Annotated in this window: 14 protein-coding genes; 7 read left to right on the plus strand and 7 right to left on the minus strand. The window is 59.8% G+C overall.

The genetic code is table 11. The features are described from left to right. Window positions 1-191 precede the first annotated feature (191 nt). Complete coding sequence (locus C6Y62_RS07105; protein WP_068463344.1) at window positions 192-488, plus strand: DUF6460 domain-containing protein; 297 nt, start codon at window positions 192-194, stop codon at window positions 486-488. 203 nt (window positions 489-691) lie between these two features. Here C6Y62_RS07105 and C6Y62_RS07110 read toward each other — a convergent pair whose 3' ends face one another. Further along, a complete protein-coding gene (locus C6Y62_RS07110; RefSeq protein WP_173953345.1) occupies window positions 692-1783 on the minus strand; it encodes a quinone-dependent dihydroorotate dehydrogenase in 1092 nt (363 codons plus the stop codon). Beyond that, window positions 1783-2136: a DUF952 domain-containing protein gene (locus tag C6Y62_RS07115; protein ID WP_173953346.1), complete on the minus strand. Its 354-nt coding sequence runs from the start codon at window positions 2134-2136 to the stop codon at window positions 1783-1785. Before C6Y62_RS07115 ends, C6Y62_RS07110 begins: the two co-directional genes overlap by 1 nt. A 301-nt stretch (window positions 2137-2437) precedes the next feature. Between C6Y62_RS07115 and C6Y62_RS07120 the strand changes: the two genes are divergently transcribed. Beyond that, a complete protein-coding gene (locus C6Y62_RS07120) occupies window positions 2438-4195 on the plus strand; it encodes a DUF262 domain-containing protein (RefSeq protein WP_246274445.1) in 1758 nt (585 codons plus the stop codon). 119 nt (window positions 4196-4314) lie between these two features. On the opposite strand, the gene C6Y62_RS07125 is transcribed toward C6Y62_RS07120, so the two are convergent. Continuing rightward, window positions 4315-5961 carry a lysine--tRNA ligase gene (locus C6Y62_RS07125; protein WP_173953348.1) on the minus strand — a complete coding sequence of 549 codons (1647 nt, stop codon included), beginning with the start codon at window positions 5959-5961 and terminating at the stop codon, window positions 4315-4317. Between the two features lie 145 nt (window positions 5962-6106). On the opposite strand from C6Y62_RS07125, the gene C6Y62_RS07130 reads away from it, so the two are divergent. After that, window positions 6107-6547, plus strand: a complete 441-nt coding sequence (locus tag C6Y62_RS07130) for a tellurite resistance TerB family protein (RefSeq protein WP_173953349.1) — start codon at window positions 6107-6109, stop codon at window positions 6545-6547. Here C6Y62_RS07130 and C6Y62_RS07135 read toward each other — a convergent pair. Continuing rightward, complete coding sequence (locus tag C6Y62_RS07135; protein ID WP_173953350.1) at window positions 6544-6966, minus strand: hypothetical protein; 423 nt, start codon at window positions 6964-6966, stop codon at window positions 6544-6546. The genes C6Y62_RS07130 and C6Y62_RS07135 overlap by 4 nt on opposite strands. Before the next feature lie 48 nt (window positions 6967-7014). Between C6Y62_RS07135 and C6Y62_RS07140 the strand changes: the two genes are divergently transcribed. Beyond that, entirely contained in the window at window positions 7015-8907 is a 1893-nt protein-coding gene (locus tag C6Y62_RS07140; RefSeq protein ID WP_173953351.1) for a putative bifunctional diguanylate cyclase/phosphodiesterase, read from the plus strand. Between the two features lie 73 nt (window positions 8908-8980). Next, complete coding sequence (locus tag C6Y62_RS07145) at window positions 8981-9505, plus strand: SRPBCC family protein (protein ID WP_246274447.1); 525 nt, start codon at window positions 8981-8983, stop codon at window positions 9503-9505. A 165-nt stretch (window positions 9506-9670) separates the two neighbouring features. On the opposite strand, the gene C6Y62_RS07150 is transcribed toward C6Y62_RS07145, so the two are convergent. After that, window positions 9671-10342 (minus strand): alpha/beta family hydrolase, encoded by a 672-nt coding sequence (locus tag C6Y62_RS07150; RefSeq protein ID WP_246274448.1) that lies wholly within the window; start codon window positions 10340-10342, stop codon window positions 9671-9673. A gap of 120 nt (window positions 10343-10462) precedes the next feature. Here C6Y62_RS07150 and mepA point away from each other — a divergent pair, with 120 nt between their 5' ends. Then, complete coding sequence (mepA, locus tag C6Y62_RS07155) at window positions 10463-11551, plus strand: penicillin-insensitive murein endopeptidase (protein ID WP_173953353.1); 1089 nt, start codon at window positions 10463-10465, stop codon at window positions 11549-11551. A gap of 154 nt (window positions 11552-11705) precedes the next feature. On the opposite strand, the gene msrA is transcribed toward mepA, so the two are convergent. Then, complete coding sequence (msrA, locus tag C6Y62_RS07160) at window positions 11706-12368, minus strand: peptide-methionine (S)-S-oxide reductase MsrA (protein ID WP_173953354.1); 663 nt, start codon at window positions 12366-12368, stop codon at window positions 11706-11708. A 158-nt stretch (window positions 12369-12526) separates the two neighbouring features. On the opposite strand from msrA, the gene C6Y62_RS07165 reads away from it, so the two are divergent. Further along, entirely contained in the window at window positions 12527-13366 is an 840-nt protein-coding gene (locus tag C6Y62_RS07165) for a hypothetical protein (protein ID WP_173953355.1), read from the plus strand. Between the two features lie 77 nt (window positions 13367-13443). Here C6Y62_RS07165 and C6Y62_RS07170 read toward each other — a convergent pair whose 3' ends face one another. Beyond that, complete coding sequence (locus C6Y62_RS07170) at window positions 13444-13758, minus strand: hypothetical protein (RefSeq protein WP_068460520.1); 315 nt, start codon at window positions 13756-13758, stop codon at window positions 13444-13446. Window positions 13759-13837: the final 79 nt, after the last annotated feature.

Below are 13837 nucleotides of genomic sequence, written 5' to 3' on the forward strand. Positions count from 1 at the left end.
AAACCGGTTCCCACTTTTCCGAAAACACTCTAGAGCCGTTTCGCTTCGCCTGAGGTATTCAGGTCTTGGGGTTTAGATGGTGCTTCGGTGCGCCAAGCGCCATCCCGCAAGGCCAACTGCGATCCCGCAAGGGAAGACACAATTAACGCGCCGGACGATGTGCCAGGCCGCGCAACGGGAGATTGACCAGAATGGATCGCGAGACATTCCTTGGCGGCAGCGTGGCCGGCGTAATTATCCGCCTGGTGCTGTTGTCCGTCGTGGTCGGCGTCATCCTCTCGGCACTGGGAATAACACCCGACAACATCTTTGAGCGTATCAATGTACTGCTGCAACGCATCTACGACCTTGGCTTCGGCGCGCTAGATTCGCTGCTGGGTTACTTCATCCTTGGCGCTATCGTGGTGGTGCCGATCTGGTTCATCTCACGCCTGCTTAAAACCGCAGGCAAGTCAGACGGTACCCCCCGGGATGGCGGTCAGGCCTGACGCCAGGCGCGCATTGCGCACTCCGGTCGCACGGTCGGGGTGAACGCCTGCGCGTACAGGCCGTCGCCCAATCCTTTGCACGATAGTGAGACTAGAGCCTTTCAGCGTTTCGTTGAATCGCGGAACGGCTCTAGCCGTTTGTTTTGTCGTGCTTCTTATCGGAAAACCGGTTCCCACTTTTCCGGAAGCACTCTAAGCGCCGCTCAGCCCTCCAGCGGCTTTGCGGCCCATTCGGCGGAACGGCGTCCGGTGAGTTGTGAGACGGACGCTGCGCCAGCACGTTTGGCGGCAGCGGTGAGCGTACGCTTGATGTCGCCGATCAGCGCCGGGCCTTCATAAATCATGCCGGTGTAGAGCTGCAGAAGCGTCGCGCCTGCTTCGATCTTGCCGAGCGCAGCTTCACCGCTGTCGATGCCGCCGATGCCGATCAGCGGAATGTTGCCGCCGGTGATCTGATGCACGCGGGCCAGCATCACCGTTGCGCGGTGAAACACCGGACGTCCCGATAGTCCACCGGCTTCGCGCGCATTGGCATCGCGCAGCCCGGCGCGAGATAGCGTTGTGTTCGAAACCGCGATGCCATCAACACCCAGCGTGACGAGCGGCGCGATGACCGCTTCAAGATCGCCTTCGGGAATATCCGGCGCCAGCTTTACGATCAGCGGACGCTTGGCTTTGCCAGCGCGCATCTGTTCAGCGCGTGCATCCATAACGCGTTGCACAAGATCGCTCAGCGCGGCCGGATCTTGCAGATCGCGCAGGCCCGGTGTGTTGGGCGATGAAATGTTGATCGTAAAATAGCTCGCGACATCATAGAATGTGCTGATGCCGCGCACGTAGTCGGCAATGCGATCGCTTGAATCCTTGTTGGCGCCGATGTTGACGCCGACAACGCCGCGATTTGGCCGGCGCTTCAGGCGCTCCAGCGCTGCCGCATGCCCACCGTTGTTGAACCCCAAGCGATTGATGACGCCGCGATCCTCAAGCAGACGAAACACGCGCGGCTTTGGATTGCCGGGCTGCGGCAGCGGCGTGACAGTGCCGATTTCCGAGAAGCCGCAGCCAAGGCGCAGCAGCGCATCCGGCACGCGCGCATCCTTGTCGAACCCCGCCGCGATGCCGATGGGATTAGGTACGCTAAGCCCCGCAAAGTCTGTCGTCAGCACAGGGTCATCCGGTGCGTGCGACGTCGGAAACGCACCAAATTCAAGCGCTTTCAGCGTCACTTCATGCGCTTCTTCCGGTGCAAGCAGCCGCAGCGCCTTGGGCGTCAGCTCGAACAGTTTTCTCAGCATTACAAAAAGCCTTCTGGAAGCGAGGGAATTTCTCCCTCAAGCTTCAGCTCGTCCGTAGATATGGCATGGCGGGTAGGAAGCGGCGCGTAAAGATGAGGAAACAGCGCGCCGCCGCGCGATGGCTCCCACTTTAGTGCATCGCCCAGGTCATCGACATCAAAGCGGACCAGCAGCAGATCGCTTTGCCCGCGATAATGTTTGGCCAATGTTCCGGGCAACTGTTCGCGCAACGAAAAATGTATGAAGCCGTCGCGCAGATCATCCGCTGATCCAGTATAGACGCCATCGTTGCAGGCCGCCTGCCATGCATCGCGCGGAACAACCTTGAAGATATATTTGGTGTCTGTGTGCATCTGCTGGTGCTGCTTTATCGTTGTCCGTGAATGTGTTTGCTCAAAGTGATGGCTGCACGTCTGACGCCGGCGTCGCAGCGTCGCTGTCTCCGGTCGTCAACACAGCGCAATGAAGCCAACACGCAACGACACATTTATTGCTTCTCATCTGTTGTGCGGCTCGCAGGCGTGATAGCCTCGAAGGTCTTGCGCTAAGGCTCCCCCGGCATCTGCGCGAGTAGGCAAACGACACCACAGTTTAACAGCTCCTGTCGCCTTTAGCGTCAGGTCAGTAGAACATCAAAAACAAAAAAGCGGCTCTATGTTCCCCGGTCTTCCAACAGCGTCCCTGACCCTAACGGATTTGTTTTCTTCGCCGTTTCATTTTTCGGTGCCCGCTTTCCAGCGCCCGTATTCATGGACGACCGGTGAAGCGGGGCAACTGCTGGAAGATATTCTCACGGCTGCAGGTCTGGCTGGCCGTGCAGGTTGGGAAGAGCCTGACTACTTCCTCGGCACCATCCTGCTGCTCGACAATGCCGATCGCGGTCTGCCGAAGGAGCGCGAGCGCGAGGCGCGGCTGTTCGAGATCATCGACGGTCAGCAGCGGCTGGTGACGCTTGCAATTCTTTTGGCCGTGCTGCGCGACCTTGGAACGGAGCGCTGGCGTTGGGGCGCGCGTAATAGGCTGGACCATCTGATCCTCGCCGATGGGCTCGTTTCGCCGTTGCATAGTGGGAAGTTCCGCATCGAGCTTAGTGCCCGCGACCAGGAATTTTTGGAAAATTACATTCAGGTGCGCGGTGCGTGCACGGTCGTCCCGCCCGAAGACACTCTCGCCGAAGCGGAGGAGCGCCTGCTCGCGGTCCGCGATTACTTCATGCGTGAGGTGTCATCCCTCAATGAAGCCGACCGCCGCAGCCTGGCGGACTACCTGTGCGGGCAGTGCCATTTCGTGGTGGTGCTCACCCGCGATATCGATCGCGCGCACCGCCTGTTCACGGTGTTGAACGAGCGCGGCCGTGCGTTGCAGCGCAACGACATCCTGAAGGTTGAGATACTGAAGGGTGTGCCGCAGCAAGGCATGGAGGCGGCCAACGAAAAATGGGAAACCGCCGCTGCATTGCTGGGGCCGCACTTCGAGACGCTGTTCAGCCACATCTTCACGATCTATGGCCGCGAGGACGCAAAGATTATCGCCGGCGTACGTCGTACGATCCGGGATGTAGGCGGCGCTGAAACGTTCTTGAATGACGTGCTGGCGCCGTTATCGAAAGCCTACGACACCGTTCTGCGCGCCAGCGACGTGAGCCTCAACATCGACCCTGAGGTGCGCCGCTATCTCGTTTATCTCGGACGCCTGCCGGAAGGTGACTGGGCGCCTGCCGCCATTCTCACGCTAAGCCAATACGCGGAAGATCCGAGGCGCGCGGCACAACTGCTGAAGGAAATTGACCGGCTGGTGCATCTGATGCGCGTGTTGTGTCTGGGCACAGGCAAGCGTATCCGCCGGATGAGCGCTGTGCTTCAGATTATAAAGTCTGGCGCGCCGATTGATCCTCAGCAAGGTCCGTTTGCCATCAGTCGCGACGAGATGCGCAACATCGGTTACCATCTGCGTTCGATGTATCGCCGTGACGCACAGATCTGCAAACAACTGCTGCTGCGCCTCAACGATGAACTGACACGCTCGGCCACGGTGCTCGATCCGCGCGACTACAGTGTCGAGCATGTGCTGCCGCAACGCCCAGGTGCGTCGAGCGAATGGCGGCGCTGGTTCGCCGATGCGGAAGAGCGCGAGGCATGCACGGACAGCCTCGGCAATCTCGTGGCCGTATCGCAGAAGCAGAACGACCGCGCCCGCAATCAGGAATTCGACCGTAAGCAGGAGATTTACCGCGGATCGGTCAACGATCCTCCGGTGTTGCCGATTACGCGCGACGTCGCCGAGGCCGCCACGTGGCGCGCGGAGGACATCCGCGCCCGTGAGGCCAAGCTGCTTGGCCTGATGCGTGACATGTGGGGCATCGATGTGCCGGGCATGTCGCAGCCGGTTCCCGTGCGCAGCGTTGTCGCCTGAGGCGAACATTAGCATTCGTCGTCAGGAAAGTCAGAGCCGTGCCCGCCACCAGGAAGGCACGGCCATTCAGGTCATGAACTGACCCCGTCTTGCAGGTCAGGTCTGGACGTGGCTCAGCGTCAGGCGAGCAGTTCGCCCTTCATCGCTCTGTCGATCAGCGCGCGCGTTTCACTGATGCCATAGACCTGCACAAAACTGCCGAAACGCGGGCCCTTCTCTTCGCCCAGCAGTACCTGATAGATCGCGCCGAACCATGCGTTCGAGACGCCCGGCCGCTCCGGCGTTGCATTCTTGGCGTTGAAATCCTGATAGCGCGGAATGGTGCGGCCAACATCATAGATGACCGCTTGCAGATCTTCCGCCGACGCTGACGGATCGGTGTTGGCCAGTGCTTCAGAAAGCGCGCGCAGGGCTTCAACTTCAACTTCATCGGCCGGGCGATACTTCTTCTGCGGCTTCACGAAGTCGGTGTAGTAGCGCACCGCGTATCCGGCCAGCTGATCGAGCAGCGGATGTGTCTCCGGGCTGACGCCTTCAACATGCCGGCGAATGAATCCCCACAGCACCGCCTTGTCGTCGGCATTGGAGGCCGCGACGAGGTTCAGCAACAGCGCGAATGTCAGCGGCACATCGCCCGTAGGCGGGGTGCCGGTGTGAATGTGCCAGACGGCGTTGTCGAGACGTGCCTTGTCATCCTGACGCGGATAGGCGGCCAGCAACTGCAGGTATTCGTCAACCGCGCGCGGGATCACATCGAAATACAGCCGCTTGGCCGACTTCGGCTTCTGATACATGAACAGCGACAGGCTTTCCGGGCTGGCATAGCTCAGCCATTCGTCGATCGTCAGTCCGTTGCCCTTGGACTTTGAAATCTTTTCGCCGCGATCGTCGAGGAACAGCTCGTAGTTGAAACCTTCCGGCGGCGTGCCGCCGAGCGCCTTGCAGATGCGCGATGAAAGCTGAACGCTTTCGATCAGATCCTTGCCGGCCATTTCATAGTCGACGCCAAGCGCGGTCCAGCGCAAAGCCCAGTCGGCCTTCCACTGGCACTTCACGGCGCCGCCGGTCACGGTAGTCTCAATCTTCTCGCCGCTGTCCGGATCGATGTAGACGATCGTGCCCTTCTTCGGATCGCGCTCGATCATCGGCACTTGCAGCACCTTGCCGGAGGTGGGCGATACGGGCAGGAACGGCGAATAGGTGGCGCGGCGCTCCGGCCCGAGCGTCGGCAGGATGATATCCATGACCTTGTCATAGACCTCCAGCATGCGCAGCAGCGTCTCGTCGAAGCGGCCCGACGTGTAAGCATCGGTCGCGGACATGAACTCGTAGGAAAACCCGAATTGGTCCAGGAACGCGCGCAGCATCGCGTTGTTGTGATGCGCAAAGCTCTCGAACTTGCCGAACGGATCGGGCACGCGCGTCAGCGGCCGTTCAAGCGCCGAGTGCAGCAACTCCTGATTGGGCACGTTGGTCGGCACTTTGCGCAGACCGTCCATATCGTCCGAGAAACAGATCAGGCGCGTCGGGCGCTTGCCCTCCGTCAGCATCTCGAAGGCATGACGAACCATGCTGGTGCGCGCCACTTCGCCGAACGTGCCGATGTGCGGCAACCCTGACGGGCCATACCCCGTCTCGAAAATGACCGTTTTCTCAGCGCCGCCATTGATCTTGTCGAGACGCGCGATCAGCCGGCGGGCCTCTTCGAAGGGCCAGGCGCGCGCGTTTGCCAGAGCTGACGACAGGTCGGGTGAGGAAGCGGACATTGAGCGGCTATCTATCTTTGGTTCGAGGGTTGGGGAGGTCGTGAATTTTTCGTGCCGGGAACCTATGTTCCACGCGGTGTCGGCGTCAATGTCCCTGAGGCAAAGGAGCCGCCCATTCTGTCTGCAGCATACGGCGGAGGATCATTTGAATAGCAATGGCACAAGTTCTGGGGTTCTGACGCCGCAGGAAGCACTGATATACGCGATGTTTGCCGCTGCCGCATCGGACAGGACGGTTTCCCAGCCGGAACTATTGCGCATCAATTCCATGGTCGCGGAACTGCCGGCCTTTCGTTCTCTGGGTGGCGATTGGATGAGCCGGGAAGCGCAGGATTGCGGCCGGTTGCTTTCCAAGCCTGACGGCATGGGCAAGGTCGTGCAAATGATCGTTGACGCGCTTTCGCCAGATCTTCGTGAAACAGCTTATGCGTTGGCTGCAGAAGTCGCGTCTAGCGATCTGGCAATCAAGGACGGCGAAAGAGAGTTTTTGAAGCTATTGGAGGAGGCGCTGCAACTTGATCCACTGCTTAAAGCGGCTTTGGAAAAGGCCGCTGTGGTTCGCCATCGCAGCATTCCCGAAAATTAAATAATGGCGTGATCGGATATAATTAATTGGCGTTTCATAAGGCAATTTGGCGCTAAAAATAACAGCTGTGCTTTTTTGTTGCAGCGCAAATAAGGTTTTTGCACGTATATCGGCGGAGTTTGTAACCTATTTTTATCGCGCATTGGGTTCGAATTGCTTTGGCGCGGCTGCGCGTCATACCAACTGCGGGGGCTTGGGCGATGGCCATGGGCCGATATGCTGCTGATATCCAACTTGCGCCCCACGCGCCGGTGGCATTGTTTGATGAAGCCGGAAGAATTCAAGGCTGGTCGCCAGCCTTCGCCGACCATTGCATCAGCATCCTCCAAGACCTGAACGACTGCAGAGCCGGCGATGTTTGGCCAGAGCTCGCCGATCGATGGGATGAGATCTGGGCCAACAGCAACCTCGATCGGCACGTCGCAGTTCTGGAGGTGGCGCCAAGAGCCGCTTCGGGATCAGGCGGCATGGCCGACGCCGTAAAGCTGGAAATCAGCCAGTTCATCGGTCCGGTCGGTCGGCTGGCGAAAGTGGAAGTGTGTAACTCTGCTGCTTCGCGGCTGCACGTGCTTCAGCAAGAAATGTTGCAGGCGATGGCCAACGGTACCCAACTTGCGCCGGTGCTGGAAACGATGTGCCGCAAGGTTGAGGCGCTCGCACCGGGAATCATCTGCAGCATTCTGGCAGTCGATGGTGGCAGTCAGCTCCGTCATCTGGCCAGCCCGGGACTTCCCTTCCACTATTCGAAAGCGGTCGACGGCGCGCTCATCGGTCCTAAAATGGGTTCCTGCGGCACCGCTGCGTTTCTTGGCGAACCCGTTGAGGTTGCCGACATTGCCAGCGATCCACTCTGGGATTCGTTCCGTCATCTGGCTTTGCCGCTAGGCTTGCGTGCGTGCTGGTCAAGTCCGATCAAGAACAGAGCAGGCCGGGTGATTGGCGTTTTTGCGCTGTACAGCGTCGAAGCACGTTCGCCAACACCGCTTGAGCGGCAGATCATTGCTTGCTGCCAGCAACTGGCACTGATTGCGCTGGAGCAGGACGAGACCCGCACCCGCGCGTATGAGCATGCATTCACCGACGCACTGACCAAGCTGCCTAACCTGGCGCGCTTTCAGCAGCGATTGGCTGAGACAATCTCAATCGTAGGCAACAGCGGCCAGTCGGTGGCGTTGCTTTATGTCGGCCTCGATCGCTTCCGGTCGATGAATGAGCAACTCGGATACGGCGGCGGCGACGAACTGCTCCGGCGCGTTGCCGAGCGCTTGCGTGAGCTTATACGCGATCAGGATGCTGTCGCGCGCGTTGGCGGCGATGAGTTTGCGGTCATTTTTGTCGGAGACATCAAACCGCTCGACGTTGCCCGGCGTGCCCGTGAGATCATAGATGCCGTAAGTGCACCGCTGCTGATAGACGGGCGCCGCATTCAACTGAAGGCCAGCGTCGGCATCGCAATCGGGCAGGATGCCATCAGCGCCGATGAAATGATCCGCGATGCTGCCAACGCTATGCAGCGCGTGAAGGCGACGGGCAGCGGCACGTACTTCTTCCACGAGAAGGAAATGAACGCGCAGATGCATGAGCGTCATCGCGCCGAAACGGATTTGCGTCTGGCGATTGAGAACGAGCAGCTCGAAGTCCATTACCAGCCGGTATTCTGCCTGGAGCGCGGCCATATCATCGGCGCCGAGGCACTGGTGCGCTGGAACCATCCGACGCGCGGGATGGTGTCGCCGGCCGAGTTTATTCCTCTGGCCGAGCAGAGCGGTCTGATTGACGATCTCGGGGACTGGGTTCTGCGCCGCGCGTGCAATCATGCGAAGTCGTGGCGGGAAGATCTGCGGGTCGCGGTCAACCTGTCGCCGGCTCAGTTCGAAAATCCTGCGCTCGCGCTAACGGTTGCTTCGATACTTGAACAGACCGGGCTCGAACCGTCGCGCCTGGAACTGGAAGTAACGGAGTCGGTGCTCCTGCGCGACAACGCGGTCAACATCGCGGTTCTGGATGAGTTGAGCGACCTGGGAGTTTCCATTGCCCTTGATGATTTTGGAACGGGCTACTCCTCGCTCAGCTATCTGCATCGCTTTTCATTCGATCGCATCAAGATAGATCATTCGTTCGTGCGGGATATCACCCGCAATGGTGGCTCGCTCAAGATTGTGCGGGCCATCATCATGTTGGCGCATAGCCTTGGTTTGCATGTTACCGCCGAGGGTGTCGAAACCGACGAGCAGTTTGCGATCATGCGCGGTGAAGGTGCCCAGCATATCCAGGGGTTCTACATCGGCGCTCCGATGCCGGTCTCAGACTTTTTAGCAAGAGTTCAAAATCCCGAAACGCCCTTCATCTCCGCTGCCTGAACGGTTAAAATGCTCCGTTCCGACGTGCGCGCCGGGGCGGGAAACGTGTGGGCTGATAGCCCGGGAGAACACCATGAAACTGCAAATTGCCGCTGCCCTTCTTTCCATCGCAATGCTGCCGTTTGCAGGTGGCGCGCAGGCGCATCACCTGTCTTCCAAGGAAGATGTGGAAGTTAAGGTCGACAAGAACAAAAGCGCAGAAGAGCTCAAGGCGCTCTGGGACCAGTTCGGCGGCTGGTGCGCGATTGCCGATTGGCATCCGGCGGTAAAGACATGTGAAGAGATCAAAGAAGGCGATGACGTTTTCCGCAAGCTCACTTTGCAGGATGGCGGCGTCATCAAGGAAAAGCTCATCGAGAAGGGTGACAGCACCTATACGTATGCCATCACCGAGAGCCCGCTGCCGGTGAAGAACTATCAGGCGCAGTTCTCGATCGTGCCCGACAACGACGACGCCGATGAGGTCAAGATCCTCTGGACAGCCAAGTACGACGCCGCCGACGGCAAGAAAGACGGTGACGCCACCGATACTATCGACGGCATCTTCAAGGATGGTCTGAAGAGCATCAAAGAAAAGCTCGGCAAGAAGGCTGACTGACCTGTTGGCATTGCCGTGCGTTCGCCGTGTTTAGCGGTCCGCATCATTGGCAATCTGCAGTAATGGCCGTTTTGAAGCGCCTCCGGCAGTGTTGCCGGGGGCGTTTTCGTTTCGAAGGTGGAGCAGGCTTCCGACCCCAGTGCGGTGGCGGCATTGCACCACGTGTCAGCCGGGCATGGCGAAAGCTGCAACAGCATCCGCGGCGAGCGCCAGATTGCCGGCGCGCGTAAACCCGCTGTCCCGGCGCGGGGCGAAGTCATGATCGCCGTCAGGTATCCAAACCATTTCGATTGCAGGTGACAGATCATAAGCCGCATGCCCATCGGTGCCCTGCACCTCGGCGCGGGTGCCGAAAGGATCGCGCTCCCCCTGCACAATCAACGTCGGGCAAGAGATGTCGCGCAAATGGGCTGTGCGCAGATTTTCCGGCTTTGCGGGCGGATGAAACGGATAGCCAAGGCAAACCAGCCCGAATATGCGCTGTGCTGCATACAGTTCCTGGGCAACCATGCTGGCAACGCGGCCACCCATTGATTTGCCGCCAATGATGAGACGCTGCTTGCCGCTTTTCAGTGCAGGCGTCTGTTCATGAAGCGCTTCGACAGCAAGCAGGTATTCAGTTGTCAATCTATCGGCACGGGGTGGCGGTTTGCGTTTGCCGCCATCGCGGCGCGCTGCCATATATTCGAACTCGAATCGCGATACCTGCAGACCGCGTTCGCAAAGCAGATCGCTCATGGCGTCCAGGTAGAGGCTTGTCATTGGCGCGCCAGCACCATGCGCTAGCAATATATGCGCGAGAGCTTTGTCAGAACCTGCGGTCAAAAAGTTGATCAAATTCGCTCGCCAATTGTTTTCCTGGGTTAACGAAGGCTTCCGGTCAGCGGTCGCTTTTTAACGATATGGAACTATTATGGCCTGAACCTTGCTAGGCCTGAACCTGTTAAAGGGGGAGCTATGCAACGCACCCGTGCCCTTTGCCTTATCGGATCGCTGTGTCTGATCCCTTATTCCGCCGCGGCGGAACCGCAAGCTGCCAAACCCGCAGCTGCGGCTAAGCTTGCGCCGGCCAAGGCAGCCATCAAGGCGCCCGTGCCAGTGGAGGCGCAGCGTGCGGCGGTTGCCGTGCCCGTGCCGGAAAAGAAAAACCCTCCGCCGCTGGCCAAGGAACTGTTCGGCAAGGCAAAAGTTGCCGCCGACCTCAGTCCGCGCGCCATTGGCTCGTATGCGAAGGGCTGTCTTTCCGGAGGTGTGCACCTGGCCGACACCGGCCCCAACTGGCAGGCAATGCGGCTGTCGCGCAACCGTGCCTGGGGGCACCCCAAGCTGGTCAAGCTGTTGCAGCGTTTCGCCAGTGAAGTGAAACAGGACGGCTGGAACGGACTGCTTGTCGGCGACATCTCGCAACCGCGCGGTGGCCCGATGCTGACCGGCCACGCGAGCCATCAGATCGGTCTTGATGCAGACATCTGGCTTACGCCGATGCCCAACCGCGTGCTGACCCGCAAAGAGCGCGAAGAAATTTCAGCGACGTCGATGCTGGATAACACCAAGCTGGCGGTAAATCCCAAGGTGTTCACCGCTTCCCATGCATCTGTGATCAAGCGAGCTGCGTCGTATCCATCGGTTGAGCGCGTGTTCGTGCATCCCGCAATCAAAAAGTCGCTGTGTGAGACAACCAAGGACGATCCCGATCGTGCGGCATGGCTGGGCAAGGTGCGGCCGATCTGGGGCCATCACTATCACTTCCACATCCGCATCGGCTGTCCGAATGGTGGCTGTGAACCGCAGGTGCCGGTGAAGGGTGATGATGGATGCGGCGCTGAAGTGACCGGCTGGCTCAAGAAGATCGAGGCTTCGCTGAAGCCGCCGCCGCCGCCAAAGCCGGGCGCTCCGAAATGGGTCCCGCCCAGCGAGCGTCGCCGCATCACTCTCGATCAGCTGCCGCAGGAATGCCGTGTGGTGATTGAAAGCCCGGGCGCTCCGGTTGTCACCGAGGCGATGGCCGGCACTACAACCGGCGCAACCCCGCCAAAAAAGAAATAGCGGCACGGTTGGCGGTCTCATCCCCACGTCTGACGAAAAAAAGCCAGGGCTTCCACCCTGGCTTTTGTTTTTGTCGGACTGGACGTTTCGGACGGCCGTGATAGCGGGCCGTTCCATCGCGGCGCGCAAAGCGGGCAGCCATCACTCCGAGCGTTTATCCTTCGAGGCTGACGCCGGTTGGCATTGGGCAGCTCACGCCCGTTCCGCCCAGACCGCAGTAGCCCTGCGGCACTTTCGAGAGGTACTGCTGATGGTAGTCCTCGGCGAAAAAAAACTCCGGCGCGGGCAGAATTTCGGTTGTGATCTGTCCCAGCCGGTGCTGCGTCAGCGCCTGCTGATAGGCTGCCTTTGAGGCTTCCGCGGCCTGCCGTTGCGCCTCGGTGAACCAGTAAATTCCCGAGCGGTACTGCGTGCCGATATCGTTGCCCTGCTGCATGCCCTGCGTGGGATTGTGGTTTTCCCAGAACGTCTTCAGCAGCATTTCGTAGCTGATGAGCTTGGGGTCGTAGACGACCAGTACAACCTCGTTGTGGCCGGTCTGGCCGGAGCAGACTTCAGGATAGGTCGGGTTGGGCGTGTAGCCGCCAGCGTAGCCAACGGCGGTGATCCATATGCCGGTGCCGAGCGACCAGAACTTGCGTTCGGCGCCCCAGAAGCAGCCGATGCCAAACATCGCCATCTCAAGCCCGGCCGGATACGGCCCTTTGAGCGGGCGTGAGAAAATGTCGTGCGCATCGGCGGTCGGGATCGGTGCCGCGCGGCCCTTCAAAGCGGTTTCCGGCGTCGGCATCATTGGTTTTGGCTTGCGAAAAAGCATGTCTCCAATCCGGATCTGGTGTGGCTGTGGCACTGATATAGTATCGCGCCTGACCAATCGTCAGTGGTGGGCGAGGTCATGTTGTCGTGAAAATTGTTGCGTAAGCGCTGCTACGGTTTGTTTGAAGCGTCGGTGGGACGAGTTTCGAGGGGATGACAATGGCAGATGTTGCGGTCGTCGATGGGGCGGCGCCCTCAGTGCCCGTTGGCAACGGGCAGGCGCATGAACGCACCGTTTATGAGGCGACGCGCGGGCGCAAGCTGGCGTTCTGCCTGGTGTTCATTCTGCTGCTGCCGTTTTACCTCAGCCTGGCGCCGATGCTGTTCTGGCGCCTCTCGCAGGGCGTATGGACGGGAACGTTCGGGCTTCTGGTGCTGGCGGCCGGCTTCAGCGCCATCATGTTTCTGCTGCTGATCGAGGTGATGCACTCGCTGCGCACGCGCATCGAACTGGGGCCGAAGTCGGTGAAGATGACGCTCCCCGCCGGTCGTGGTCCGACGCCGATCGTGCAGTATCGCAGCTTCGACATACCCTACGACGATATCGAGGCGGTTGAAACGCGGCGCGAGATTTATGGCGGCTCGGTTGCGCCGGTGTTGCTGCAGGGCGCGCGCATCATTCTGAAGGATCAGTCGGCGCTGCGTCTCGGCTATATCAACGAAGCCAACACAGATCCCTGCTTCCCCTATCCTGTGATCGCGGAACAGATCGCGCATCGCGCTGGGCTGGAGGTGCGCAATCGCGGCAACGTGCGCCGTTCAGTGCAGAAGAAGTTTCTGGGACTCAATCGCGACTTCATCAGTGAAAGCGAAGGCGAGGTGCCGGAAACGGAAATCGCCGCGCTCAATGCAACGCATCGGCGTTGGGTGATGCGCACCATCGCATTGCTGCTGGGGATGGTTGTTGTCGGCATTGTGCTGGACATTGTCTTCCCGCCCAGCAGCGGACTGCCGCCCGCATTGACCAGCGTAACGAAGGCCATCATGGGCGGTGGCTGAGCCAGATCGTTTTGTCCTTGGCGCAGGAGAAAGTCGCGCCCGGATGCATGGCTAGAATGTGTCCGCTACAGCGATGATCAGTTGATGTGAATGCGCAGCGCTTCGCGGCGGCGGCCGAAGTAGCCGCAGAGCACTGCAAGGCTCGCAAACAGCAGCGACATCGGGAAGTTGAGGATGCTGGTCAGCACCGGGTCCCACACCCATGGCCGCGTCATGGCCGTGATATTGGTTTGCGTCGCAGCCAGCGAGGCGGGCGCCAGTTCCGACCAGTAGCTCAGCACGCTGTGCGAGATAAACGGCGCATTGCCGTTAAGCGCCGGGGTCACGTCCGCTACGAACGCAACCACGGCGATAAGCGCAAACAGACTGGAAAGAAAGCGCAGGCTTGCCACGTATTTCCTCCGTGAGATGCGTATTCAGGGCGTGCGTCGAACGTATATCAGCTTCGCCCTGACTTCACCCGATAGTCCC

The organism is Hyphomicrobium sulfonivorans (assembly GCF_013306565.1).
Classification (GTDB): domain Bacteria; phylum Pseudomonadota; class Alphaproteobacteria; order Rhizobiales; family Hyphomicrobiaceae; genus Hyphomicrobium_A; species Hyphomicrobium_A sulfonivorans.

Bases quoted from the DNA above. Each gene is read 5' to 3' on its own strand.
- C6Y62_RS07125 (WP_173953348.1), bottom strand. From the start codon at position 5,961: ATGTCCGCTTCCTCACCCGACCTGTCGTCAGCTCTGGCAAACGCGCGC.
- mepA (WP_173953353.1), top strand. From the start codon at position 10,463: ATGCAACGCACCCGTGCCCTTTGCCTTATCGGATCGCTGTGTCTGATC.
- C6Y62_RS07120 (WP_246274445.1), top strand. From the start codon at position 2,438: ATGTTCCCCGGTCTTCCAACAGCGTCCCTGACCCTAACGGATTTGTTT.
- C6Y62_RS07140 (WP_173953351.1), top strand. From the start codon at position 7,015: ATGGCCGACGCCGTAAAGCTGGAAATCAGCCAGTTCATCGGTCCGGTC.
- C6Y62_RS07165 (WP_173953355.1), top strand. From the start codon at position 12,527: ATGGCAGATGTTGCGGTCGTCGATGGGGCGGCGCCCTCAGTGCCCGTT.
- C6Y62_RS07105 (WP_068463344.1), top strand. From the start codon at position 192: ATGGATCGCGAGACATTCCTTGGCGGCAGCGTGGCCGGCGTAATTATC.
- C6Y62_RS07145 (WP_246274447.1), top strand. From the start codon at position 8,981: ATGAAACTGCAAATTGCCGCTGCCCTTCTTTCCATCGCAATGCTGCCG.
- C6Y62_RS07115 (WP_173953346.1), bottom strand. From the start codon at position 2,136: ATGCACACAGACACCAAATATATCTTCAAGGTTGTTCCGCGCGATGCA.
- C6Y62_RS07110 (WP_173953345.1), bottom strand. From the start codon at position 1,783: ATGCTGAGAAAACTGTTCGAGCTGACGCCCAAGGCGCTGCGGCTGCTT.
- msrA (WP_173953354.1), bottom strand. From the start codon at position 12,368: ATGCTTTTTCGCAAGCCAAAACCAATGATGCCGACGCCGGAAACCGCT.